Annotated in this window: 23 protein-coding genes and 1 tRNA gene; 22 read left to right on the top strand and 2 right to left on the bottom strand. The window is 69.8% G+C overall.

Features of this window, described 5'->3' with window-relative positions; genetic code table 11:
- Positions 1-149: 149 nt before the first annotated feature.
- Both ASG95_RS21855 and ASG95_RS16655 read right to left on the bottom strand, forming a co-directional pair.
- On the bottom strand, positions 150-584 hold the full coding sequence (locus ASG95_RS21855; protein WP_057378162.1) for a hypothetical protein: 435 nt from the start codon (positions 582-584) through the stop codon (positions 150-152).
- A gap of 167 nt (positions 585-751) precedes the next feature.
- Positions 752-2,050, bottom strand: a complete 1,299-nt coding sequence (locus tag ASG95_RS16655) for an aminotransferase class I/II-fold pyridoxal phosphate-dependent enzyme (protein WP_235543966.1) — start codon at positions 2,048-2,050, stop codon at positions 752-754.
- A gap of 215 nt (positions 2,051-2,265) precedes the next feature.
- On the opposite strand from ASG95_RS16655, the gene ASG95_RS16650 reads away from it, so the two are divergent.
- The 22 genes from ASG95_RS16650 (at position 2,266) to ASG95_RS16550 (ending at position 22,040) form a co-directional block, all read left to right on the top strand.
- Positions 2,266-2,571 (top strand): DUF4242 domain-containing protein, encoded by a 306-nt coding sequence (locus ASG95_RS16650; RefSeq protein ID WP_056924024.1) that lies wholly within the window; start codon positions 2,266-2,268, stop codon positions 2,569-2,571.
- Positions 2,568-2,708 carry a hypothetical protein gene (locus ASG95_RS21460; RefSeq protein ID WP_157582196.1) on the top strand — a complete coding sequence of 47 codons (141 nt, stop codon included), beginning with the start codon at positions 2,568-2,570 and terminating at the stop codon, positions 2,706-2,708. The genes ASG95_RS16650 and ASG95_RS21460 overlap by 4 nt, the downstream gene beginning before the upstream one ends.
- Positions 2,705-5,368 (top strand): LuxR family transcriptional regulator, encoded by a 2,664-nt coding sequence (locus ASG95_RS16645; RefSeq protein WP_057378161.1) that lies wholly within the window; start codon positions 2,705-2,707, stop codon positions 5,366-5,368. The genes ASG95_RS21460 and ASG95_RS16645 overlap by 4 nt, the downstream gene beginning before the upstream one ends.
- A gap of 140 nt (positions 5,369-5,508) precedes the next feature.
- Positions 5,509-5,581 (top strand) — tRNA-Trp (locus ASG95_RS16640).
- Positions 5,582-5,640: 59 nt separating this feature from the next.
- On the top strand, positions 5,641-5,910 hold the full coding sequence (secE, locus tag ASG95_RS16635; protein WP_056924022.1) for a preprotein translocase subunit SecE: 270 nt from the start codon (positions 5,641-5,643) through the stop codon (positions 5,908-5,910).
- 65 nt (positions 5,911-5,975) lie between these two features.
- Positions 5,976-6,950 (top strand): transcription termination/antitermination protein NusG, encoded by a 975-nt coding sequence (gene nusG / locus ASG95_RS16630; protein WP_082592728.1) that lies wholly within the window; start codon positions 5,976-5,978, stop codon positions 6,948-6,950.
- 91 nt (positions 6,951-7,041) lie between these two features.
- The gene (rplK, locus tag ASG95_RS16625; protein WP_057378160.1) at positions 7,042-7,476 is read left to right on the top strand and encodes a 50S ribosomal protein L11; all 435 of its coding nucleotides are present in this window, start codon (positions 7,042-7,044) and stop codon (positions 7,474-7,476) included.
- A gap of 107 nt (positions 7,477-7,583) precedes the next feature.
- Positions 7,584-8,303: a 50S ribosomal protein L1 gene (rplA, locus tag ASG95_RS16620; protein WP_056924020.1), complete on the top strand. Its 720-nt coding sequence runs from the start codon at positions 7,584-7,586 to the stop codon at positions 8,301-8,303.
- Positions 8,304-8,449: 146 nt separating this feature from the next.
- A complete protein-coding gene (locus ASG95_RS16615) occupies positions 8,450-9,214 on the top strand; it encodes a hypothetical protein (protein WP_056924019.1) in 765 nt (254 codons plus the stop codon).
- A 283-nt stretch (positions 9,215-9,497) separates the two neighbouring features.
- Positions 9,498-10,157 (top strand): 50S ribosomal protein L10, encoded by a 660-nt coding sequence (rplJ, locus tag ASG95_RS16610; RefSeq protein WP_057378159.1) that lies wholly within the window; start codon positions 9,498-9,500, stop codon positions 10,155-10,157.
- 72 nt (positions 10,158-10,229) lie between these two features.
- Positions 10,230-10,616, top strand: a complete 387-nt coding sequence (gene rplL / locus ASG95_RS16605) for a 50S ribosomal protein L7/L12 (RefSeq protein ID WP_056924017.1) — start codon at positions 10,230-10,232, stop codon at positions 10,614-10,616.
- A gap of 285 nt (positions 10,617-10,901) precedes the next feature.
- Positions 10,902-11,969 carry an ABC transporter ATP-binding protein gene (locus ASG95_RS16600; protein WP_235543957.1) on the top strand — a complete coding sequence of 356 codons (1,068 nt, stop codon included), beginning with the start codon at positions 10,902-10,904 and terminating at the stop codon, positions 11,967-11,969.
- Positions 11,970-12,045: 76 nt separating this feature from the next.
- Positions 12,046-12,816, top strand: a complete 771-nt coding sequence (locus tag ASG95_RS16595; RefSeq protein WP_056924016.1) for an ABC transporter permease — start codon at positions 12,046-12,048, stop codon at positions 12,814-12,816.
- 16 nt (positions 12,817-12,832) lie between these two features.
- Entirely contained in the window at positions 12,833-13,660 is an 828-nt protein-coding gene (locus tag ASG95_RS16590; protein WP_056924015.1) for an ABC transporter permease, read from the top strand.
- A gap of 3 nt (positions 13,661-13,663) precedes the next feature.
- Positions 13,664-14,974, top strand: a complete 1,311-nt coding sequence (locus ASG95_RS16585; protein WP_057378158.1) for an MCE family protein — start codon at positions 13,664-13,666, stop codon at positions 14,972-14,974.
- Positions 14,971-16,020, top strand: coding sequence for an MlaD family protein (locus tag ASG95_RS16580; protein ID WP_057378157.1), 1,050 nt, complete (start codon positions 14,971-14,973; stop codon positions 16,018-16,020). Before ASG95_RS16585 ends, ASG95_RS16580 begins: the two co-directional genes overlap by 4 nt.
- Positions 16,017-16,988, top strand: a complete 972-nt coding sequence (locus ASG95_RS16575; protein WP_056924012.1) for an MCE family protein — start codon at positions 16,017-16,019, stop codon at positions 16,986-16,988. The genes ASG95_RS16580 and ASG95_RS16575 overlap by 4 nt, the downstream gene beginning before the upstream one ends.
- The gene (locus tag ASG95_RS16570; protein ID WP_082592726.1) at positions 16,988-18,265 is read left to right on the top strand and encodes an MCE family protein; all 1,278 of its coding nucleotides are present in this window, start codon (positions 16,988-16,990) and stop codon (positions 18,263-18,265) included. The genes ASG95_RS16575 and ASG95_RS16570 overlap by 1 nt, the downstream gene beginning before the upstream one ends.
- Positions 18,262-19,557, top strand: coding sequence for an MCE family protein (locus tag ASG95_RS16565; RefSeq protein WP_235543947.1), 1,296 nt, complete (start codon positions 18,262-18,264; stop codon positions 19,555-19,557). Before ASG95_RS16570 ends, ASG95_RS16565 begins: the two co-directional genes overlap by 4 nt.
- The gene (locus ASG95_RS16560) at positions 19,554-20,825 is read left to right on the top strand and encodes an MlaD family protein (RefSeq protein WP_057378156.1); all 1,272 of its coding nucleotides are present in this window, start codon (positions 19,554-19,556) and stop codon (positions 20,823-20,825) included. The genes ASG95_RS16565 and ASG95_RS16560 overlap by 4 nt, the downstream gene beginning before the upstream one ends.
- Positions 20,822-21,376 (top strand): hypothetical protein, encoded by a 555-nt coding sequence (locus ASG95_RS16555; protein ID WP_056924010.1) that lies wholly within the window; start codon positions 20,822-20,824, stop codon positions 21,374-21,376. The genes ASG95_RS16560 and ASG95_RS16555 overlap by 4 nt, the downstream gene beginning before the upstream one ends.
- Positions 21,360-22,040, top strand: a complete 681-nt coding sequence (locus ASG95_RS16550) for a hypothetical protein (RefSeq protein ID WP_157582193.1) — start codon at positions 21,360-21,362, stop codon at positions 22,038-22,040. The genes ASG95_RS16555 and ASG95_RS16550 overlap by 17 nt, the downstream gene beginning before the upstream one ends.
- Positions 22,041-22,339 lie beyond the last annotated feature (299 nt).

The following is a 22,339-nucleotide window of genomic DNA, read 5'->3' as shown; positions in this document are numbered from 1 at the left end:
GGGTCCGTGCGCGGTGCGGCCAGTCTACGAAGCGGGTCTTCCCGCGGGCGGGCGTTCAGGCAGATCAGCGCCGGTGAGCACCGCCGGCGCGCCGGCCGCTGGGGTCGGCAGCGCCGGTGGGCACCCGCCTGCGCCGCCGGCCCGCTGGGTCAGTCGTCGATGACGTGGATGGCTGCCGACTCGGGGCTGCCCGCCCCGGCCTCGGCGCCGCCGACCTCACCGTCGTCGACGAACTCGGTCGAGGGGTCCGGCTCGTCGTCGTCGGACGCGCCGGACTCGAAGTCGTCGCCGTCCACGGCACCGGAGTCCAGCCCGCCTTCGTCGTCGGGCGCGCCGTAGGCGGAGTCCGGGTCGGCCTCCTCCTGGCGGATCCGCTGCTCGATGGTCTCCTCCTGGCCCTGCTCCCAGGCGGTGGTGCCCCACTCGGTGTTGCGCGGCTGGCTGTCCGGCGGCGACCAGGGCTCGTTGTCACCCTCGCTGGCGTCGAGCAGGTCGTCCTGCCCGCTGCCCGAGTCGGTCGCGTCGTCGAGGCTGATGCTGCCGAGGTCGTCGTCGAAGCTCTCCGTGCCGGGTTGGTCGCTCATGCCTCCACCTTGCGGGACCCGCGATGCCCCCGCAAGGGGAGCCCGCGGCATACCCCGTCCGGACCCAGCTTTATCGGGTCAAGGGGGAAAGTTGACCTACGCACGGCTTCGGAAGCGGGGTGAAGGTCAAGGTTCTTGCCAGACCCGATAAAGCTGTGAGGAGCGGGTCAGGCGGCGCTGAGCTTCTCCGCCGCCGCCAGCAGGACGCACGTCGCGACGGCTTCCATCGCCTCGCTGACCTGGTCGAGCGGCGGGAAGGTGGGGGCGAGGCGGATGTTGCGGTCGCGCGGGTCGTCGCCGTGGGGGAACGAGGCGCCAGCCGGCGTGAGGGCGATGCCGGCCTCCTTGGCCAGCTGGACGACACGGGACGCCGTGCCGTCGAGGACGTCGAGGCTCACGAAGTAGCCGCCCGTCGGCTTCGTCCAGGTGGCGACCCCGAGGCCACCGAGGCGCTCGCTCAGGACCCGCTCGACCTCGGCGAACTTCGGGGCGATGATCGCCCGGTGCTTGACCATGTGGTCGCGCACGCCCTGCGGGGAGCCGAAGAACTGCGCGTGGCGCAGCTGGTTGACCTTGTCGGGTCCGATGGCGCCCTTGCCGAGGTGGGTGGTGTACCACTTCACCGTCTCGACCGACCCGGCCAGGAACGCGACGCCGGCGCCGGCCAGGGTGATCTTCGAGGTCGAGGCGAACAGGATCGGCCGGTGCGGGTGTCCCGACGCCGCCGCCAGCGTGAGGATGTCGGCGCTCTTGGCCTCCTCGTCGGTGAGGTGGTGGAAGGCGTAGGCGTTGTCCCAGAAGATCTTGAAGTCGGGGGCGGCGGTCGGCATCGAGGCCAGTCGCGCGGCGATCTCCTGCGTCACGACCGAGCCGGTGGGGTTGGCGTAGGTCGGCACCAGCCACATGCCCTTGATGCTCGGGTCGCTGGCGGCCAGCCGCTCGACCTCGTCCATGTCCGGGCCGTCGTCGTGCATGGGCACCGTCACCATGTCGATGCCGAACCACTCGAGCAGGGTGAAGTGCCGGTCGTACCCGGGCACCGGGCAGATGAAGGTGACCTTCTCCTCCTGGCTCCACGGGCGCTCGCTGTCGACCCCGCCGTGCAGCCAGAGGTCGACCAGCACCTCGCGCATCATCACGAGGCTGGAGTTGCCGCCGGCGACGACCTGCTCGGGCTCGACCCACAGCAGCTCGGCGAACATCTCGCGCAGCTCCTTGATGCCCTCGAGACCCCCGTAGTTGCGGGTGTCGACCCCGGCGGCGTCCTTGACGCCGTGGGGCAGGGACAGCAGGTCCGCGGACAGGTCGAGCTGGGCCGCGGCGGGCTTGCCTCGCGTGAGGTCGAGCGACAGGCCGCGCGCCTTCAGCGCGGCATACGCCTCCTGCTGCTCCTGGGCGAAGGCCTGGAGCTCCTGGGCGGAGCGCTCGGCGAGGGGGGTGCTGGCGGTGGCGGTCTGCTCGGTCACGGGCTCCATGCTCCCAGAGCCCCGGTATGCCGCGAAGTCGCCGTCCGCAGCCCGGTCACCCGGGCAGCGGTGTGGGCAGGTCGATGGGCAGCCAGCGGGCAGACAGATGGGCAGTGCCTACCGATGCCCGGGACCCACGGTCGACCGGACTCTTGGAGGGCGGCGGCACGCGGTCGTCGCACACCATCACCAACACCACCACAGAAGGAAATCCGATGAAGCTCTTCCTGATCGAACGCGAAGTCCAGGGCGCCAGCGAGCTCACCCACGAGCAGCTCGCCGAGATCTCCCGGACCTCCAACGCCGCCGTCGAGTCGCTCGGGGTCCAGTACAACTGGGTCCGCAGCTACGTCGCCGGCGACAAGATCTACTGCCTCCACGAGGCGTCCGACGCCGAGACCATCCGCGAGCACGCCCGCCGGGGCGGGTTCTCGTGCGAGGTCGTGGCCGAGGTCGTCGCCGAGTTCGGTCCGCACACCGCGACCGAGCTCGAGAGCGAACGGGCGGGGGCGACGGCATGATCGACGCCCAGATGCATGTCTTCCTCAACGAGACGGTCGCAGGGGGCCGGCTGGGAGCCCAGCGGCCGGTCGGGCCGCGCAGCGCGCGCCGGATCGTCCTCGACGTCCGCCGCCGTCGCCGGGCCGAATCCCGGTGACCTCCACGGCCGCCGACCGCGAGACCTTCCGGACCGCGGTCGGCGGCTCGTACCCTGTCGGGGTGGAGCTCGTGGAGCGGGAGCCGCAGCTGGAACACCTCCGCACGGCCCTGGAGCGCAGCCGCACCCAGGGGTGCTTCGTCGCCGTGTCCGGAGAGGCCGGCGCCGGCAAGTCCGCCCTCGTGCGGGTCGCCACCACCGGGCAGCAGTGGACCCGGGTGGCCCGCGGGCTGTGCGACCCACTGGAGACCCCGCGTCCGCTCGGGCCGGTCCGCGACGTGCTGGCCGACCTCGGCGTGAAGGTGGGGGCCGACCCCGGCGCGCCCGTGCCCCTGGCCGAACGCCTGCTCGACGCGGTCGGGAGCGAGCCGACCACCCTCGTCATCGAGGACGCCCAATGGGTCGACGAGGCGTCGGTGGAGGTGCTGCGCTTCGTCGCCCGTCGGGTCGAGGCCCTGCCGCTCGTCGTCCTGCTCACCTACCGGGACGGTGAGATCGGTCCCGACCACGTGCTCCGCCCGCTGCTCGGCGACATCGCCCGACTCGACGCAGGCACCAGCATCGGGCTCAAGGGTCTGTCGATCGGTGCCATCCGGACGGTTCTCGACGGCACCGGCATCGACGCGCCCTCGGTGCTCGCGCTGACCGGCGGGAACCCCTTCTTCGTCACCGAGATCGCCCGGCACCCCGCCGAGGCACTGCCGGCCTCGGTCCGAGACGCCGTCCTGGCCAGCACGAGTGCCGTCGGTGCCGCCGACCTCGAGGTGCTGCAGGTCATCGCCACGGCGCCCGACTCCCTCGACGACCGCCTGCTCCCGGCGCTGGCCATCGACGTGCCGCAGCTGCGCAGGCTCGAGGCCACCGGTCTGCTCCGACGCTCGCGTCGCGGGGTCGGCTACCGCCACGAGCTGGCCCGCAGGGCGGTCGAGGACTCCATCCCTCCGGGCGTGACCCCCCGTCTGCACGCCCGGATCCTCCTGGCCCTCGAGGGGGTTGGCGCAGACCCGGCGGTCCTGGCCCACCACGCCCACGCGGCCGGCGACGACGCGCGCACGCGGGCGTACGCCGACCGGGCCGCCGCGGAGGCCACCCAGGCCGGGTCGCACCGCGAGGCGGTCGCCTTCCTCGAGCTGGCGCTGGCCGCCCCCGGGGGTGAGCCGGTCCACCGGGCCGCGCTGCTCGAGCGGCTGAGCTTCCAGCAGTACATGGTGAGCCGACTGCCCGAGGCGGTGGAGTCGATCTCGGAGGCGACTCGGCTCTGGGCCGAAGCCCGGGACGACGACGGCCTGGCGGCGGCGCACAGCAGGCGGGCCCTGATCGAGTACTACTCGGCCCGGCGAGCGGCGTCCGAGCGGCACATCGCGCTGGCCCTGGCTCACCGCGACGCCCCTGCCTATGGCGCGGCGAAGTCCCTGGAGATGCTGCTGGCCTTCCGCCGCAACGACGCCGACGCCACGTCGGAGGGGCGGAAGGTGACTCGTTCGCTGGCCCAGGAGCGGTCGGACGACGAGCTCCTCGTGCGCTCGGAGATCCTCGGCACCGCCGGCGACGTGCTGATGGGCGACGACCTCGCCGCGCGCGACCGGCTGCTCATCCTGGTGCACGACGCGGCGGCCCGGCTGTTCGACGAGACGGCCTCGACCGGGTGGTCCCAGCTGGCCGCCATCGACGTGGAGCAGCGCCGGTTCCGTGACGCCGAGAGCCTGCTGGAGCAGTCACTGCCCTTCACCGTCGACCGGGACATCCCGATCTGCGAGCAGTGGCAGACCGGCGTGCGCTCGCGGCTCCAGTTCGAGCGGGGCCGGTGGGAGGCGGGACTCGAGGACGCCCAGACCGTCCTCGACGGCGGGGCGCCGATCGCCAGCCTGTGGCCGCACCTGGTGGCGGGACTCGTGGCCCTGCGACGGGGCGAGCCCGCGCTCGGGGGTGCCGACGACCACCTCGAGCACGCGTGGCGGCTCGCCGAGCAGATGGGGGAGCCGTTGGCGCGGCTGGCGGTCATGGCGGCGTTCGCCGAGCGAGCCTGGTTGCTCGACCTCCGCGACCCGCGGCTGGCCGGGGCAGCGGCCCTGCTTCGCGAGGTGGGTGGGCTGCCCGGGGTGCAGTGGTCCACGGGGCGGCTCGCGGTCTGGTTGCGGAGGCTGGAGACCGACCACGTGGACGGGGTGGGACACCTCAACGGCACGTCCGCGCACGACGGGCCGTCGCTGACGGTCGCCGAACCCAGTGCGCTCGAGCTCGAAGGTCGGTCCGACGAGGCGGCGCAGCGCTGGCGTGCCCTGGGGGCGCCCTACGAGGCGGCGCTGGCACGGGTCGGGTCGTCGGACGAGCAGGTGGCCGTCGCCGCGCTCGCCGACCTCGAGGCGATGGGCGCCTGGGCGGCTGCCGACCGCGCGCGGGGGGTGCTGCGTGAGCGCGGCCTGTCGCGGGTGCCCGCTCGGCGCCGCACGACCACGGTCGCCAACCCGTCCGGCCTCACCTCCCGGCAGCTCGACGTGGCCCGCCTGGTGGCCCTGGGGCTGACCAACGCCGAGCTGGCCCAGAAGCTGTACATCTCGCCGCGCACCGCCGACCACCACGTGTCCGCCGTGCTCACCAAGCTGGGCCTCGGGACGCGGCGCGAGGTGGTGCGTCGAGCATCCGAGCTCGGACTCGTCTAGACGGTGGCACCAGCGAGTTCGCGTTCGGCCCGGTGCCTCACGTATGCTTCTTCCTCGGTTGACTTGACCATGCTTTCGGCGTGCCCGGGCGCAGGTCGGCTCAGCCTCCCGGAACCCTCCGCCCCCGCGGTGAGTTCCGTAGGGCAGTGGCTCAATTGGTAGAGCTCCGGTCTCCAAAACCGGCGGTTGGGGGTTCGAGTCCCTCCTGCCCTGCGTAGCAGGACCTGTGACCGGACCCGGTCGCGGCACAGATGAGTGAAAGCAGAGGCATCGTGACGGACGTGAGCGCGGACACCCGCGGCTCTGGTCGTACCGGCCGCAAGAGTGACAAGGGCGGCAACCCCATCTCGCGGATGTTCCGCTCGATGTCCCTCTTCGTCAGCCAGATCCTCGACGAGCTGCGCAAGGTCGTGCGGCCGACTCGCTCCGAGCTGGTCAACTACACGATCGTCGTGATCGTGTTCGTGACCTTCGTGATGGCTCTCGTCTCGACCGTGGACTTCGGCTTCACCAAGCTCGTCCTGTGGGTCTTCGGCGGCTGACCGCCGCCCTGCCGCAGTCATCCCGGGGTCACCCGGCGAATACCAGAAGGAAGTAGGTCATCAGCGTGTCCGACCAGAGGACCACCGACAACGCCGAGCCCGGGACCGAAGAGGTCACGGTCGACGGTGCTGCCGCCGAGCTCGAGACCAGCGACATCCAGGCCGACACGGACGTCGAGGCCGTCGCTGACGACGCCGATGACGCCGATGACACCGACGCCGATGTCACCGACACCGACGCCGACACCGACGAGGCCGCCGCGGAGGAGGTCATCGTCGACGAGGTCGAGCGGGATGACAGCGAGGACCTCGACGACGAGCAGGTCCACCAGCCGCAGGTCTCGACGCTGACCTTCTCCGACGACGAGACCCCCGTGGTCGAGTCCGACGACGAGGACGCTGACGCGGCCGCCGACGTCGACGCCGCTCCCGGTGACCCGGTCCAGGAGTTCAAGGACGCGCTGGCCGCCAAGTACGGCGACTGGTACGTCGTGCACTCCTACGCCGGCTACGAGAACCGCGTGAAGGCCAACCTCGAGAACCGCACGACCTCGCTCAACATGGAGGACTTCATCTTCGAGGCCGAGGTGCCCATGGAAGAGGTCACCGAGATCAAGAACGGCCAGAAGAAGCTCGTGCGCCGCGTCCGGATGCCCGGATACGTGCTCGTCCGGATGGACCTCACCGACGAGTCGTGGGGCGCCGTGCGCCACACGCCGGGGGTCACCGGCTTCGTCGGCAACGCCCACCAGCCGGTGCCGCTGAGCCTCGACGAGGTCTTCACGATGCTGGCCCCCGCCGACCTCGAGAGCCCGGCCACGTCCGGCGCCGCCGGTGGCTCCTCGGGCAAGCCCAAGGAGGTCGCGGTCGTCGACTTCGAGGTGGGCGAGTCCGTCACCGTCATGGAAGGGCCCTTCGAGACCCTGCCCGCCACGATCTCCGAGATCAACCCCGACACCCAGAAGCTCAAGGTGCTCGTCTCCATCTTCGGCCGGGAGACCCCGGTCGAGCTGTCGTTCAACCAGGTCGCCAAGATCTGAGGGCACGGCAGCACCTGTTCCCGGCACCCCGGGAGCATGCAACCGGGTCATCGCCCACGGCGTAGGCCCACACAACCAAAGGAACACAGCAATGCCTCCCAAGAGCAAGAAGATCTCCGGCTTCATCAAGCTGCAGATCCAGGCCGGTGCGGCCACGCCCGCCCCGCCCGTGGGCCCCGCCCTCGGTCAGCACGGCGTCAACATCATGGAGTTCGTCAAGGCGTACAACGCTGCGACCGAGTCCCAGCGCGGCAACGTCATCCCCGTGGAGATCACGGTCTACGAAGACCGGTCCTTCACCTTCATCACCAAGACGCCGCCGGCCGCCGAGCTGATCAAGAAGGCCGCCGGGGTGCCCAAGGGCTCCGGTGAGCCGCACAAGACCAAGGTCGCCAAGCTGTCGGCCGACGAGGTCCGCGCCATCGCCGAGCAGAAGATGGAAGACCTGAACGCCAACGACATCGACCAGGCGATGAAGATCATCGCCGGCACCGCCCGCTCGATGGGCATCGACACCACCCTCTGACGAGGGTTCCCGGTATGCCGCCCACGCGGCATACCGGGGCACGTGGCAGGACCGCGCTGGTCCGTACCGACCACAACTCCACCGAAACACCCAGCACAGGAGCAGAAATGAAGCGCAGCAAGGCTTACCGCGAGGCCGCGGACAAGATCGATGTGACCAAGAGCTACGCCCCCCTCGAGGCCGTCCGCCTCGCGAAGGCGTCGGCGAAGGCCAAGTACGACGAGACCGTCGAGGTCGCCATGCGACTCGGCGTCGACCCCCGCAAGGCCGACCAGATGGTCCGTGGCACCGTCAACCTCCCGCACGGCACGGGCAAGGTGTCCCGCGTCCTGGTGTTCGCCAACGGCGACAAGGCCGAGGCCGCCCGTGAGGCCGGCGCCGACCACGTCGGGTCCGACGAGCTGCTCGAGAAGGTGGCCGGCGGCTGGCTCGACTTCGACGCCGTCGTCGCGACGCCGGACATGATGGGCAAGGTCGGTCGGCTCGGCAAGGTCCTGGGCCCGCGTGGTCTCATGCCCAACCCGAAGACCGGCACGGTCACGATGGACACGGCCAAGGCCGTGACCGACATCAAGGGCGGCAAGATCGAGTTCCGCGTCGACAAGCACGCGAACCTCCACTTCATCATCGGCAAGGCATCCTTCGACGAGAAGTCGCTCGTCGAGAACTACGCCACCGCGCTCGACGAGATCCTTCGCCTGAAGCCGTCCTCGTCCAAGGGCCGCTACATCGAGAAGGCCACCCTGTCGACGTCGATGGGCCCCGGCATCCCGCTGGACTACACCCGCACCCGCAACCTGCTGGTCGAGGACGAGGCCACCGCCTGAGTCCGGACCAACCGGTACGCATTCGCGTGGAGCCCGTCACCCCTCGGGGTGGCGGGCTCTCGCCGTTGCCCTCAGGTCGCCGGGTTACGATCGCAGGACCGCATGGCGCAGCACGCGCGCGGTGTGCCGTCGATGGGGGAGTTCTCGTGAAGACCACCAAGTCGTTCGCCGCGTTGGCGCTGGCCGCCGCTCTCGGCCTGAGTGCCTGCGGCGACGCCGGCGGCGACTCCACCGGCAAGACCCCCGCCAGCCCCTCGAGCTCGTCCAGCTCCACTCCCTCCGGTCTCCAGCCCGGCGCCACCGTCGACGGTGGTGAGCTCGCCACGAAGATGACCGCGGCGATGGTCAAGGCCGGCTCGGGCACCATCGCGCTGGACCTTGGCACCGAGGGCAAGGCCACCGGCTCGTTCTCGATGAAGGGCGGGGTCATGGAGCAGCAGATGACCATGCCGATCGAGGGACAGAGCATGGAGATCGTCTCGACCGGCGGGGTGATCTACCTGAAGGGCCTGCCGGGGTCGAAGAAGCCGTGGGTCAAGATCGACCCCAGGGCCGACGACCCGGTGAGCCAGATGCTCGCCGGGATGGCCGGTGACATGGGCGACCCGCGCCAGCTCGCCAAGGCGCTCGAGGGCTCGAAGGCCACCGTGGTGAGCTCGACCGCCGACTCCAGCACCTACGACGTGACGATCGACCCCAAGGCGCTCCTCGGGGGAGCAGCGTCGTCGGTGCCGTCGACCGAGCCGGTCAAGGCCCGGTACACCCTCGACGCCGAGGACCGGCCCACCGTGATGACGGTCGAGGTCCAGGGGCAGAGCATCACGATCACCTTCGGCGACTGGGGCAAGCCGGTCACCATCACGGCCCCGCCGGCTGACCAGGTCGGCACCTTCCAGCTCCCCACCGGCTGAGCGGCACCGCCGTCTCCCCGCGGCTTCCGCACCGATTTGGTGGGGACGCCGCGGACCCGTACGCTGGACCCTGACCAAAGACCGCTCGGTTGTCACGTGCCACCGCAAGAGGCAGCACGTGACCGAAGGTTCCACTGTGGTGGACGTCCAGCGCAGGCCACGATTCACCCGCAGTGCCGGCTCCCAGAGCCTGCCCGCGTGCGAGCCCCGTGCCCTGTGCACGGGGCTTCTTCCATGTGGGGCCCTCACCTCCGGCCGGTCGAACACACGGAAGGGAGGCCCCATGGCCAAGGCTGACAAGGCTGCCGCCATCGCCGAGCTGTCGGACAAGTTCCGCAACTCCGGCGCGGCCGTGCTGACCGAGTACCGCGGGCTGTCGGTGAAGCAGATCACCGATCTCCGCAACTCGCTGCGCGGAAACGCCACCTTCGCCGTCGTGAAGAACACGCTCACCGAGCTTGCTGCCAAGGACGCCGGAGTCACGGCGTTCGACGGCCAGCTCGTCGGACCGTCCGCCATCGCGTTCGTCGATGGTGACCCGGTCGAGGCCGCAAAGGGCCTGCGTGACTTCGCCAAGGCGAACCCCCTCCTCGTGATCAAGGGCGGCGTCCTCGACGGCAAGGCCCTGACTCCCGCGGAGATCACGAAGCTCGCGGACCTCGAGTCCCGCGAGGTTCTCCTGGCCAAGCTGGCCGGTGCCCTTCAGGCGTCGCTCAGCCAGGCTGTCTACCTCTTCGCCGCACCGCTGTCGCAGACCGCTCGGGTCGTCGACGCACTGCGCGCCAAGGTCGAGGCCGAGGGCCCGGTGGCAGCTGCCGCCGCTCCCGCCGCCGAGGCCGAGGTTGCCGAGGCTCCGGCCGAGGTAGCTGCTGAGGAGACCCCCGCCGAGGCCCCCGCGGCCGAGGCAACCGCAGACGTCGCCGAGGGTGGCGACGAGAGCTGAGTCCTCCGGGACCCCAGCTCGCACACCAAACCGCCACTCACGGCATACGAAGAAATAGAAAGGACGCCCATCATGGCGAAGCTCTCCACCGACGAGCTCCTTGAGGCTTTCAAGGAAATGACCCTCATCGAGCTCTCTGAGTTCGTGAAGCAGTTCGAGGACACCTTCAACGTCACCGCTGCTGCCCCCGTGGCCGTTGCTGCGGCCGGCGCCCCGGCTGGCGGCGGCGCCGCCGAGGTCGAGGAGCAGGACGAGTTCGACGTCGTCCTCGAGTCCGCTGGTGACAAGAAGATCCAGGTCATCAAGGAGGTCCGCGCGCTGACCTCCCTCGGCCTCAAGGAGGCCAAGGACCTCGTCGACGGCGCCCCCAAGCCCGTCCTCGAGAAGGTTGACAAGGCTGCGGCCGACAAGGCCAAGGAGGCCCTCGAGGGCGCCGGGGCCACCGTCACCCTCAAGTGATCTGAGCTCCCTCGGGAGCACCAGCACTGCTGCGAAGCGGGCCCGACCTCACGGTCGGGCCCGCTTCCGCGTCCCCTGACCGACGAGGTTGATGCTGACCACCCACGCCGAGATCCCAGCTTTCGGGCTTCATCCAGGTCGGGAAGCCCGAAAGCTGGGATCTCGGCGGGGCGGGCCCGGTGCCGTGGCGTACCCAGCCGTAACTTCGTCCCCCCTGCCTCGTTGAGCCATGCGAACCGGGGCCTGTCAGCAGTGACGGGCGTGGACTTCACGACGAGGTGAGCTGTGGGCGTTGAGATCAAGGTCGAAGGCCTGACCAAGCGATTTGGGTCGCAGGTCATCTGGAACGACGTCTCCCTCACCCTCCCTGCAGGTGAGATCTCGGTGATGCTGGGCCCCTCGGGCACCGGCAAGTCGGTCTTCCTCAAGACCCTGGTCGGGCTGCTCAAGCCGGATGCCGGCTCGATCATGATCGAGGGCCGCGACCTGACCCGGCTGCGCGAGCACGACCTCTACGAGATCCGCAAGCTGTTCGGGGTGCTGTTCCAGGACGGCGCGCTCTTCGGCTCGATGAACCTCTACGACAACGTCGCCTTCCCGCTGCGCGAGCACACCCGGAAGTCCGAGTCCGAGGTCCGCAGCATCGTGATGGAGAAGATGGACCTGGTCGGCCTCACCGGCGCCGAGTCCAAGCTGCCCGGCGAGATCTCCGGTGGGATGCGCAAGCGCGCCGGGCTCGCCCGCGCCCTGGTGCTCGACCCCGAGATCCTGCTGATCGACGAGCCGGACTCCGGCCTCGACCCGGTGCGCACGTCCTACATCAACCAGCTCTTCATCGACCTGAACGCCCAGATCGACGCGACCTTCCTCATCGTCACGCACGACATCAACTCGACCCGCACCGTGCCGGACAACATCGGGCTGCTCTACCACAAGCACCTGGCCATGTTCGGGCCGCGCGAGATGCTGCTCAGCTCGGAGGAGCCGGTCGTGCGCCAGTTCCTCAACGCGCAGACCATCGGCCCGATCGGCATGTCCGAGGAGAAGGACGCCGACGAGCTCGCAGCCGAGGCGCGGTCCGGCCAGGAGCTGCCGCCCCTGCCGCCGATCCCGCTGCAGCTGGGGACCAGTGACGGTGCGCCCCGCCGCGGTGAGCGTCCCGCCGGCCAGTGGTGCCGCGACAACGGCATCACCCCGCCGCCCGGCTCGTTCCACTCGCACAACGCCGGCGTCCCCGGCGTGCGCCACACCGAGCCCACCGTGCCCACCGAGCCCGCGCCCACTGAGCCCGTGCCCACCGAGCCCGCGCCCACTGAGCCCGCGCCCACCGCCGAGGCGGTGCGATCGTCGTGAGACTGAATCTCTGCTCACGCTCCTCGACCTTCCGGGCCTCGCTCCTTCGTCGCTCGTGTCCTCAGGATGTCGTCGCATGAGCAACCCAGCCATCGGTGCGCTGCGCCAGAGCGGGTCGCTCTTCGCGCTGGTGCTCGACGTCATCCGGTCGCTGCCGAAGCGGCCGTTCCAGACCAAGGAGTTCATCCAGCAGTGCTGGTTCATCGCCTCGGTCACGATCGTCCCGACCGCGCTGGTCTCGATCCCGTTCGGGGCCGTCATCGCCCTCCAGCTCGGCACCCTGACCCGTCAGCTCGGGGCGCAGTCCTTCACGGGTGCGGCCTCGGTCCTCGCTGTCATCCGTGAGGCCTCCCCGATCGTCACCGCGCTGCTCATCGCCGGAGCCGGTGGCTCGGCGATCTGTGCCGACCTCGGCTCGCGCAAGATCCGCGAGGAGATCGACGCGATGGAGGTGCTCGGCATCAGCCCGATCCAGCGCCTCGTCGTGCCCCGGGTGCTCGCGGCGATGCTCGTCGCGCTGCTCCTCAACGGGCTGGTGTCGGTCGTCGGTGTCGCGGGTGGCTACTTCTTCAACGTGATCATCCAGGGCGGCACGCCGGGTGCGTACATCGCCTCGTTCACCGCGCTCGCCCAGCTGGCCGACCTGTGGACCAGCGAGATCAAGGCGGTCATCTTCGGCTTCATCGCCGCCGTGGTCGCGTCCTACAAGGGCCTCACGGCCGGCGGTGGACCCAAGGGGGTGGGCGACGCGGTCAACCAGAGCGTCGTCATCACCTTCATGTTCCTGTTCGTCGTGAACTTCGTCGCGAGCGCCGTCTACTTCCAAGTCGTCCCCCAGAAGATCTGAAGGAGGTGCAGAAGCCGTGAGCAAGGTCCTCGATCTCGCCGGTCGTCCCGTGGAGGCGCTCGACAGCCTCGGCGAGCAGCTGCGGTTCTACGTCCGCTCGCTCGCCTGGAGCCCGCGCACCCTGCGCCGCTACAAGAAGGAGGTGCTGCGCCTCCTCGCCGAGGTCTCCCTCGGCTCCGGCGCCCTCTCGGTGATCGGCGGCACCGTCGGCGTCATCGCCTTCCTCGCCTTCTTCACCGGCAGCCAGGTCGGTCTGCAGGGCTACTCCTCGCTCAACCAGCTCGGCACCGGCGCGTTCACCGGCTTCGTCTCGGCCTACCTGAACACCCGTGAGATCGCGCCCCTGGTTGCGGGTCTGGCCCTCGCGGCCACCGTCGGCTGCGGGTTCACCGCCCAGCTCGGGGCGATGCGGATCTCCGAGGAGGTCGACGCCCTCGAGGTGATGGGGGTCCCGTCGCTGCCGTTCCTCGTGACCACCCGCATGATCGCCGGCTTCGTGGCCGTCGTGCCCCTCTACGTGCTGGGGCTGTTGTCGTCCTACGGCGCCACGCGGTTCATCGTCGTGCACTACTTCGGGCAGTCGGCCGGCACCTACGACCACTACTTCCACCTGTTCCTGCCGCCGATCGACGTGCTGTTCTCCTTCCTCAAGGTGATGGTGTTCGCCGTCGTGATCATCCTGATCCACTGCTACTACGGCTACAACGCCTCGGGCGGCCCGGCTGGCGTGGGCGTGGCCGTGGGCAAGGCCGTGCGGACCTCGATCGTGGCCATCAACATCGTCGACTTCTTCTTCTCGCTCGCAGTGTGGGGCGCCACGACGACGGTACGGATCGCGGGTTGAACCATGGCTGACTCATCCACCGGAGCACTCTCACGCCTGGGCAACCGTGCCTACGGGGTCGGGTTCATCCTCGTCGTCGGGCTGCTGGTCGGCCTGTCGGTGGCGTCGTTCCAGAAGCGGTTCACCCCCGTCGTCATGGTCAACCTGCTGACCGACCGCATCGGGTCACAGCTGCAGACCTCCTCCGACGTGAAGATCCGCGGCCTGATCGTGGGAGAGGTCCGCTCGATCGAGACCACTGGCAACGGCGCGCGGCTGGAGCTGGCCCTGAAGCCGGAGATGGTCGACCTGATCCCGGCCAACGTGTCGGCGCGGCTGCTGCCCAAGACGCTGTTCGGTGAGCGGTTCGTCGACCTCGTGGCCCCGGCCGAGGCGAGTGGTCGCCACATCGCCAAGGGCGACACGATCGGGCAGGACCGGACCTCGGTGGCGATCGAGCTGGAGCGGGTGTTCGAGGACCTCCTGCCGCTGCTGCGCACCGTCCAGCCGGAGAAGCTGTCCGCCACGCTGAACGCCCTGGCCACCGCGCTGGAGGGCAGGGGCACCCAGCTGGGCCAGAACCTCGTCCTCGTCGACTCCTACTTCAAGCAGATCAACCCCAAGCTGCCGGTCATCAAGGCGGACATCAGTGGTCTCGCCGACCTCGCGAGCACGTATGCCGTGGCGGCACCGGATCTCGTGCGCGCGGCCAAGGCGCTGATCACCACCTCGACGACGATCGTGGAGAAGAAGGACGCCCTGTCGGGCTTCCTCGCGGGGACCGCGGGCTTCGCCAACACCACCGCCGACTTCCTCGACGCGAACGGCCAGCGGATCATCCGCGTCGGCGCCGTGCAGCGCCCCACCGTCGAGGTGTTCGCGAAGTACTCACCGCAGTACCCGTGCATCGCGACCGCCATGACCAACTGGATCCCGCGGATCGACGAGGCCTGGCGCGACAAGACCTTCCACATCACCCTTGAGGTCACCCAGCAGCGCCAGGGCTACCACCCCGGTGAGGAGCCGCGCTGGGGCGAGCGCCGCGCCCCCAGCTGCCAGGGACTGCCGGGTCGCTTCGGCACCCAGGCGCACCCGTGGCGGGGCAACCACTTCGACGACGGCACCAACCACTCGAGCTCGGCCGGCAGTGCCCTGCCGTCGATGTTCTCCGGCACCTCGGGTCAGGCCATCGTCGGCGCCGACTCCGGCCTGGCCGGCACGGAGGCCGAGCAGGACGTCGTGGCGGCGCTGCTCTCCCCGGACGGGAAGCGCTCGGCCATCACCACGCTCCTGGCCGGCCCCATGCTGCGCGGAACGGTGGTGAACCAACGATGAGCACCCGATCCAGCCTCGTGAAGTTCATCCTCTTCGTCGTGGCGACCCTCCTCGCCACGGGCACGCTGGCGGCCACCATCGCCAACACCCAGTTCGGCGACAAGGCCACCTACCGCGCCGTCTTCGAGGACGTCACCGGTCTCGCCCCCGGACAGGAGGTCCGGATCGCCGGTGTGCGGGTCGGTGAGGTGAAGTCGATCGCGGTGGCCTCCGACCGGGTGCACGCCACGGTCGACTTCCAAGTGCTGAAGACCAGCGTCCTCACCCAGGGCACCAAGGCCACGATCAAGTACCGGAACCTCGTGGGGGAGCGCTACATCGCCCTCACCCAGGACGTCGGTGGCGCGACCCCGCTCAAGGACGGCGCCACCCTCGGGCTCGACCACACCCAGTCGGCCCTCGACCTGACGGTGCTGTTCAACGGGTTCAAGCCGCTCTTCGCGGCGCTCTCGCCCAAGGACGTGAACGAGCTGTCGACCAACATCATCAGCGTCCTGCAGGGGGAGGGCGGCAACATCAACTCGCTGCTGTCCAAGACCGCGTCGCTGACCTCGACCCTGGCCGACCGCGACGAGGTCATCGGTCGCACGATCGCCAACCTCAACACCGTGCTCGGCACCGTGGACGCCCACGACGCCGCCCTCAAGGAGCTGATCGACCAGCTCCAGCGGTTCATCTCGGGGCTGGCGGCCGACCGGACGACGATCGGTGCCTCCCTGACCAACATCAACTCGCTGACCGCCGAGACCGCTGACCTGCTCAAGGTCACCCGGCCCTCGATCAAGGCGGACATCGCGCACCTCCACGACCTCAGCGCCAACCTGAACAAGCCGTCGAACACCGCGACCTTCGAGAAGTTCCTGTCGAACTCGCCGGGCAAGATCAACACGATCACCCGGACCGCCACCTACGGCTCGTGGTTCAACTTCTACCTCTGCGACTTCAGCGGCACCATCGTCGTCCCGTCGCCGGTGAAGGGTGCGCCGGCCGTGAAGATCCCGGTCGACAAGCCCGCGGGCCTGTCCGGAGCGAGGTGCTCGTCATGAGCATCCCCTTCCGCGAGCGCAACCCGGTCCCGATCGGGGCCGCCGGCCTGCTGGCCATCGGTCTGGTGCTCTTCCTCGCCTTCAACATCCAGAGCATCCCGTTCGTGGGCGGCGGCGACCACTACCGCGCGGCCTTCAGCGAGGCCGGTGGCCTGATCAAGGGTGACGACGTCCGGATCGCCGGGGTCAAGGTCGGCAAGGTCGAGAAGGTCGACCTCGCCGGCGACCACGTCCTGGTCGACTTCAGGGTCACCGAGCCCGTGGCGTTCGGCACCCGCACCGGCGCCAGCGTGCGGATGAAGACCCTGCTGGGTGCGAAGTACCTGGCGCTCGAGCCGGGCGGCGCCGGGCAGCTCAAGGAGGACAGCGAGATCCCCCTCGAGCGCACCGTCTCGTCCTACGACATCGTCAACGCCTTCACCGACCTTGCGACCACCTCCGAGCGGATCGACACCGACCAGCTCGCGAAGTCGCTGACCGTCCTCGCCACCGAGTTCAAGGACAGCCCGCCCGACGTGAAGGCCGCGCTCGACGGACTGAGCCGGCTCTCGAACACGATCGCCTCCCGGGACGACGAGCTGCGCCACCTGCTGGCGTCGGCCAACAGCGTCAGCGGCACGATCGCGCAGCGCAACCAGGCGGTCGAGTCGATCATCAAGAACGCGGACCTGCTGATGGTCGAGCTGAACGCCCGTCGCGACGCCATCCACACGTTGTTCACGAACACCTCGGCGATGGCCCAGCAGATCACCGGCCTGGTGCGCGACAACCGCACCGAGCTCAAGCCGGCGCTCGACCAGCTCACCAAGGTCCTCGCCGTGCTCCAGAAGCACGACCAGGACCTCAGCGCCACGATCGCCGCGATGGGGCCGTTCACCCGGCTGTTCTCCAACGTGCTGGGCAACGGCCGCTGGTTCGACACCTACATCGCGAACCTCACCACCCCCGTCTCCCCGGGAGGCAACTGATGAAGCGCTCCGACCGTCGGTCCGCCGGGGAAGGCCGTTCCGTCCTGCCCGCGCTGCCCCGGCTCGGGCTCATCCCCAGGATCGTCGGCGCGCTCGTGGTGGTCGCCCTCGTCGCCGGCGCCTACGCCTTCTGGCCGCGCCAGGACAAGGTCCACGTCACCGGTGAGTTCACCCGCGCCGTCGGCCTCTTCCCGGGCTCCGACGTCCGCATCCTCGGCGTCGCCGTGGGCAAGGTCACCGAGGTGACGCCGATGGGTGACAAGGTCGAGGTGAAGTTCGAGTTCGACCGCAAGTACAAGGTGCCCGCGGACGCCAAGGCCGCCGTCGTGGCCCCCTCGTTGGTGAGCGACCGCTACGTCCAGCTGCTCCCGGCCTACACGGCCGGTCCGGTGCTGCGGGACAACGCCCAGATCGGCCTGGACCGCACCGCGGTCCCGGTGGAGCTGGACCGCATCTCCTCGAGCCTCGACGACCTGCTGGTCGCGCTCGGCCCGACCGGCGCCAACAAGAACGGTGCCTTCGCCGACGTGCTCGACACCGGTGCCAAGAACCTCGGCGGCCAGGGCCAGAAGCTGCACGACACCAACCGCGACCTGTCCAAGGCGCTGGAGACCCTCTCCGGTGGCCGCAACGACCTGTTCGGCACGGTGAAGAACCTGCAGGCCTTCACGACGATGCTGGCCACCAACGACGACCAGGTGCGCCGACTCAACAGCGACCTCGCCAACGTCTCCGAGCAGCTCGACGGCGAGCGCGACGACCTCGCGGCCGCCTTGAAGAACCTCGCGGTCGCACTGAGCGAGGTCAGCTCGTTCGTGCACGACAACCGCGCCGGCCTGACGACCAACCTCAAGCAGCTCGCCTCGGTCACCGGCACGATCGCCGAGCAGCGCGACGCACTCGCCGAGACGCTGACCAACGCCCCCGTGGCCATCAGCAACCTGCAGAACGCCTACAACCCCGACACCGGCACCCTCGACACCCGTGCCAACGTCAACGAGAACCTCAAGCTCCAGAACCTGCTCTGCAGCTTCATCACCGAGGGCGGTCAGCCAGCGTCCCTGTGCACGACGGTCAACGGGGCGCTCAAGCCGATCGAGGACCTGCTCGACCAGGCCGACAAGCTCGGCGTGAAGCTGCCGCTCGACCTGCTGTCGGCGCTGCCGCAGTCCCAGACCACCGGCGCCGCTGGACCGACCACGGACGCCGGGGCCGACACGGTGCAGATGCGCGGCGCCGACCCCACCCTCGGCGGCCTGCTGGAGGGATCCCGATGAACAACCTGATGAACAGCCCGATGAACAGCCCGATGAACCACGGACCAGAGACCACCGGTATGCCGCGGGCCCGGCGCCTGCTCTCCGGCGTCGTCGTCGTCGCCACCCTCCTCGGGGTCTCGGGGTGCCAGGGCGCGTTCGACCTCCCGCTTCCCGGCGGGGCCGCGAACCGCGGCGACATCTTCCGCGTCACCGCGGAGTTCGCCGACGTGCTCGACCTCGTGCCCCAGTCGTCGGTCAAGGTCGACCAGGTCACCGTCGGCTCGGTCGAGAAGATCGAGCTGAACGGCTGGACGGCCCGGGTGACGCTGCGACTGCCCAAGAACATCGACCTGCCGGACAACGCGGTCGCGGAGCTCAAGCAGACCTCGCTGCTCGGCGAGAAGTACGTCCAGCTCTCGGCGCCCTCCTCGGCGGCGCCCGAGGGCCACCTCGGCGACGGCGACAACATCCCCCTCGCGCGGACCGGTCGCAACCCCGAGGTCGAGGAGGTCCTGAGCGCCCTGTCGCTGCTGCTCAACGGTGGTGGCGTGGCCCAGCTCAAGGTGATCGAGAGCGAGCTCAACAACGCCATGCGGGGCAACCAGGCCCAGATCAAGGACGTCATCAAGCAGCTCGACATCTTCGTCGGGGGGCTGGACGACCAGAAGGCCGAGATCGTCCGCGCCATCGACAACATCGACAAGCTCGCCGGCAAGCTGGCCGCCCAGAAGGACGACATCGCGGCCGCGCTCGAGGCACTGCCGGGCGGCCTGAAGGTCCTGGCCGACCAGCGCACCCAGCTCGTCCAGATGCTCCAGGCGCTCGGCCGGCTCGGCGCCATCGGCACCCAGGTCATCCAGCAGAGCAAGGCCGACACCGCGGCGAACCTCAAGGCCCTCGCCCCGATCCTGGCCCAGTTGACCAAGGCCGGCGACGACCTGCCGAAGTCGCTGCAGCTGCTGCTGACCTACCCGTTCTCCGATGCGACGACCGGCGCGATGAAGGGCGACTTCACCAACATGTCGGTCGACATGGACCTGAACCTGAAGAACCTTGCCGGCAACCTCGGCGTCCCGACCACGCCGCCCGGTGGCGGCGGCCTGCCGACCGGCACCCCCACCCTGCCCCTGCCCACCCTGCCGCCGGTGCCGAGCGTGACCATCCCCCCGGTGCTGCCGGGCGGGCCCACCCCCACGAGCACCAGCTGCCCGCCGATCGTCGGCTGCCCGCTGGGCGCCCCGGCCCAGCAGTCCGGGTCCTCGGGCGACGACCAGTCGTGGCGCTCGCTCTACGACGGGGGTGCGGCATGATCCGCCGGTCCGTCAAGGTGCAGCTGGCCGCGTTCCTGCTGATCACCCTGTTCACGGTCTCGCTGCTGTCCGCACGCTACGTCGGCCTCTACGACCGGGTCGCCGGTGGGCAGATCCACGTGACGGCTGACTTCGAGCAGTCCGGCGGCATCTTCGTCGGGTCCGAGGTCTCCTACCGCGGGGTCACCGTGGGACGGGTCGACGACCTGCGGCTGTCGAAGGACGGGGTCATCGTCGATGCGAAGATCCAGCGCGGGGTGAAGATCCCGAAGGACACCAAGGTCGTCGTCGAGAACCGGTCCGCCGTGGGGGAGCAGTACCTCGACTTCCAGCCGCGCAGCGACACGGGGCCCGACCTCGCCGACGGCGACGCGATCCCGCGCAAGGACACGGCATACCCGTTGCGGGTGGACACGCTCCTCCTGGACCTGGACCAGACGGTGAACTCGGTGGACAAGCAGGACCTGTCCACCGTGGTCGACGAGCTGGGCAAGGGCTTCGCCGATGGTGGGGAGGACCTCCAGCGCCTGATCGACAGCGGCGACGCCCTGACCAAGTCGGCCACCGAGGCGCTCCCCGAGACGATCAAGCTGATCGACGACGGCCGGATCGTGCTCGACACCCAGCGCGACACCGCCGGCGACGTCAAGGTGTTCGCGAGCAACTTCGCCGACCTGTCCGAGACCCTCAAGTCCTCTGACGGCGACCTGAGGCTGATCCTCGACCGCGGCGCGGTGGCCTCCAAGGAGCTCGACACCCTGGTCAGGGACAACCGGGGCAACCTCGCGGCCCTGCTCGCCAACCTGATCACCATCGGCCAGGTGACCACCTCGCGGGTCGACGGGATCCAGCAGCTGCTGGTCACCTACCCCGACGTCGTGGCCGGTGGCTACACGGTGGTGCCGGGCGACGGTTCGGCCCACTTCGGGCTGGCCCTCGCGCACGACCCGCCGGTCTGCACCCAGGGCTACCAGGGCACCAAGCGGCGCAGCCCGAGCGTCACCACCGACGCCAAGGCGAACACCGCCGCCCGGTGCACCGCGGCCCGCGGGTCGGGCACCAGCGTGCGCGGCGCGCAGAACGCCCCCGGCCCGTCGTCGAGCACGAACTCGACGGTTCCCTTCGCTTTCGGCGACCAACCCGTATCCCCGGGCCTGGCTGCCTCGTTGGGCATGGCAACACCACAGGTGTCGGTGCCCCTGCCTCCGTCCGGAGGTAAGAGCAGCGAGTCCTCGTGGTTGTGGATCATGAAGGAGGCTGCTCGATGAGCACCATCACCACCGTCGCCGACCCGATGCCGGCGCGCCTGACCCCCGGCGACCGCGCCCGGGCGCTGCGCCTCACCCCCCGCATGCTGTGGGTCGTGGTGGCCGTGGCGCTCGTGGCGAGCCTCGCGCTCGGGGCGACCCGCGGTCGCGACTGGTATGCCGCGCGGCAGACCGAGGCGGCCAACGCCGCCGCCGTGGCCGCCGCGAAGCAGCTGGCCATCAACTTCGTCACGGTCGACTACACCAAGGTCGACGCCGACGTGGCACGGGTCAAGGCGGGGGCGACGGGGGAGTTCCTCAAGAGCTACTCGACCTCGGCGGCCGACCTGAGCAAGGTCCTGGTCGCCAACAAGACCGTGTCGTCCGTCGCGCGCACCGAGGCCGCCCTGGTCTCCGGTGACCAGGACTCGGCGGTCGCGCTCGTCGGGGTCGTCGCGCCGACCAGGAACACCGCCGTCCCCAACGGCGAGACCAAGACCTACCGGATGCGGCTCGACCTGCGGATGGTTGGCGACGAGTGGAAGGTGGAGAACCTTGAGTTCGTCGGTTGAGACCAGGCCCAGGACCCGTCCCAAGGTGGCGGGGGAGCGGTCCCGCGTCCGGGCCCCGCAGCAAGCCCCGCTGCGCGCCCCTGAACCCGTCGCCGTCACGGCCACCGAGCGGACCCGGCCACGACTGCCCAAGCTGCCCACGCGGCGCACCCAGGGGGCGAGGCGGGCGGCCACCGAGCCGGCCCACGACCGCCGTCGCTGGCTGGCACCGGTCGTCGCGCTCGTCGCGGTGCTGGCGCTGCTCGGCACGGTCGCCGGCATCAGCCTGCACGACCCCGCCGCCCAGGCCCGCACCGACCGGGCCGCGGCCAGCCAGGCCCGCACCTCGATCGAGCAGATGCTCAGCTACAACTACAAGACCATCGACGCCCAGGCGGCCCAGATCGAGGGCCTCCTGACCGGGTCGTTCAAGGGCGAGTTCAGCGCCGCCATGGCCAAGGACATCAAGCCGCTCGCGGTCAAGAACCAGACCGTCGTGCAGGCCAAGGTCTCCGACATCGGCGTGATGAGCTCCTCCGACACCACGGTCAAGGTGCTCGCCTTCGTCAACCAGGCCCGCGTCGGCACCGACCAGAAGCAGCCTGTCATCGACCAGAACCGCGTCATCGCGACGATGTCGAAGGTCGGCGACCGCTGGCTGATCAGCAAGGTCGAGGCCTTCTAGAGCCCCTCTGACCTGCGGCGATGCACCCCACTCGGGTGCATCGCCGTCGTCCGTTCGGCGACGCGCGCGGAGATTGTCTTGACGTGGGGGGTTTGGCGCGTCATCCTCATCTGCGTCGGATCAGCCCGCGGCTTGTGGCCCGGGCCTGACCCCCGTCGACAGTTCGTGGCGCGAGCCCGCTGGACACGGTTGGACGAGGCTGCCCTCTTTCGTGTATGGTAACCCTTTGCGCTGCCCTCTTCCTGACCTCACCTCAGACCTCAGCCCTTCGTCGTGCCCTGCGGCACGGATTCGTGGCC

Source organism: Phycicoccus sp. Soil803 (genome assembly GCF_001429685.1).
Taxonomy (GTDB): domain Bacteria; phylum Actinomycetota; class Actinomycetes; order Actinomycetales; family Dermatophilaceae; genus Pedococcus.
Note: the sequence above shows the minus strand (reverse complement) of the source record. Positions and strands in the feature narration are given on the sequence as shown.

Coding starts and splice junctions, on each gene's coding strand:
- ASG95_RS16595 (WP_056924016.1), top strand. CDS start 12,046: ATGAGCAACCCAGCCATCGGTGCGCTGCGCCAGAGCGGGTCGCTCTTC.
- ASG95_RS16585 (WP_057378158.1), top strand. CDS start 13,664: ATGGCTGACTCATCCACCGGAGCACTCTCACGCCTGGGCAACCGTGCC.
- ASG95_RS16555 (WP_056924010.1), top strand. CDS start 20,822: ATGAGCACCATCACCACCGTCGCCGACCCGATGCCGGCGCGCCTGACC.
- rplK (WP_057378160.1), top strand. CDS start 7,042: ATGCCTCCCAAGAGCAAGAAGATCTCCGGCTTCATCAAGCTGCAGATC.
- rplL (WP_056924017.1), top strand. CDS start 10,230: ATGGCGAAGCTCTCCACCGACGAGCTCCTTGAGGCTTTCAAGGAAATG.
- ASG95_RS16565 (WP_235543947.1), top strand. CDS start 18,262: ATGAACAACCTGATGAACAGCCCGATGAACAGCCCGATGAACCACGGA.
- rplJ (WP_057378159.1), top strand. CDS start 9,498: ATGGCCAAGGCTGACAAGGCTGCCGCCATCGCCGAGCTGTCGGACAAG.
- ASG95_RS16575 (WP_056924012.1), top strand. CDS start 16,017: ATGAGCATCCCCTTCCGCGAGCGCAACCCGGTCCCGATCGGGGCCGCC.
- ASG95_RS16580 (WP_057378157.1), top strand. CDS start 14,971: ATGAGCACCCGATCCAGCCTCGTGAAGTTCATCCTCTTCGTCGTGGCG.
- ASG95_RS21855 (WP_057378162.1), bottom strand. CDS start 584: ATGAGCGACCAACCCGGCACGGAGAGCTTCGACGACGACCTCGGCAGC.
- ASG95_RS21460 (WP_157582196.1), top strand. CDS start 2,568: ATGATCGACGCCCAGATGCATGTCTTCCTCAACGAGACGGTCGCAGGG.
- rplA (WP_056924020.1), top strand. CDS start 7,584: ATGAAGCGCAGCAAGGCTTACCGCGAGGCCGCGGACAAGATCGATGTG.
- ASG95_RS16650 (WP_056924024.1), top strand. CDS start 2,266: ATGAAGCTCTTCCTGATCGAACGCGAAGTCCAGGGCGCCAGCGAGCTC.
- ASG95_RS16570 (WP_082592726.1), top strand. CDS start 16,988: ATGAAGCGCTCCGACCGTCGGTCCGCCGGGGAAGGCCGTTCCGTCCTG.
- ASG95_RS16560 (WP_057378156.1), top strand. CDS start 19,554: ATGATCCGCCGGTCCGTCAAGGTGCAGCTGGCCGCGTTCCTGCTGATC.